This window comes from Cupriavidus basilensis OR16 (genome assembly GCF_000243095.1).
Lineage (GTDB): Bacteria > Pseudomonadota > Gammaproteobacteria > Burkholderiales > Burkholderiaceae > Cupriavidus > Cupriavidus basilensis_D.
The window spans coordinates 1-686 of sequence record NZ_AHJE01000308.1; the positions used below are offsets into that span (position 1 = coordinate 1).

At 64.7% G+C, this 686-nt stretch carries 1 protein-coding gene and 1 pseudogene; one reads left to right on the forward strand and one right to left on the reverse strand.

Features of this window, described 5'->3' with window-relative positions:
- The coding region (locus OR16_RS38855) for an MlaC/ttg2D family ABC transporter substrate-binding protein (RefSeq protein WP_006164942.1) at positions 1-368 on the forward strand (368 nt) is incomplete at its 5' end.
- Between the two features lie 112 nt (positions 369-480).
- Here OR16_RS38855 and OR16_RS38860 read toward each other — a convergent pair.
- Positions 481-686: pseudogene (locus OR16_RS38860) on the reverse strand (adenosyl-hopene transferase HpnH); the annotation flags it as partial.

Below are 686 nucleotides of genomic sequence, written 5' to 3' on the forward strand. Positions count from 1 at the left end.
CCACGCCCGAGCAGCAAAAGCAGCTGTACGAGCAGTTCCAGACCTTGCTGGTGCGCAGCTACGCGGTGTCGCTGTCGCAACTGCGCGAGCAGAACGTGAAGTTCAGCTACAAGCCCACGCTGGCCGCCGGCGGCGCCACGGATGTCGTGGTGGAGACGCGCGTGCTGAACAACGGCGACGAAATGCAGATCGATTACCGCCTGCAGCGCAGCGGCAACGGCTGGAAGATCTACGACATCAACATGATGGGTGCCTGGCTGATCGAGGTGTACCGCCGCCAGTTCGCCGACATCGTCGCGCGCAACGGCATCGACGGCCTGCTCAAGTACCTGGCCAACCACAACGCGCGGCAGTCCGCCGACGCCTGAGCACCTGGCCTGGGCCAGTGCATCAGCGACAGCGTCAGGCATAAAAGAAAAGGCTCGCTCCCGGGTACGCGCGGTACCCGGGAGCGAGCCTTTTTGCCAGCCAGCCTTCGGTTTAGTGCGCAGCGGCCTTGCGCGCCGCGGCGTCGTTGGCTGCCTTGGAAGGCTTCGAGCGGCCAATCTCTTCGAGCTTGATCTCGACGTGCTTCGAGAATACGTACTCGGCCGGGCGTTGCTTGGTCAGGTCGATATCCGGTGCCATCGGGCCCGAGGTACGCACGCCGCGCAGGGTCACGCCCAGTGCCTTGAGCGGGTGGGCGA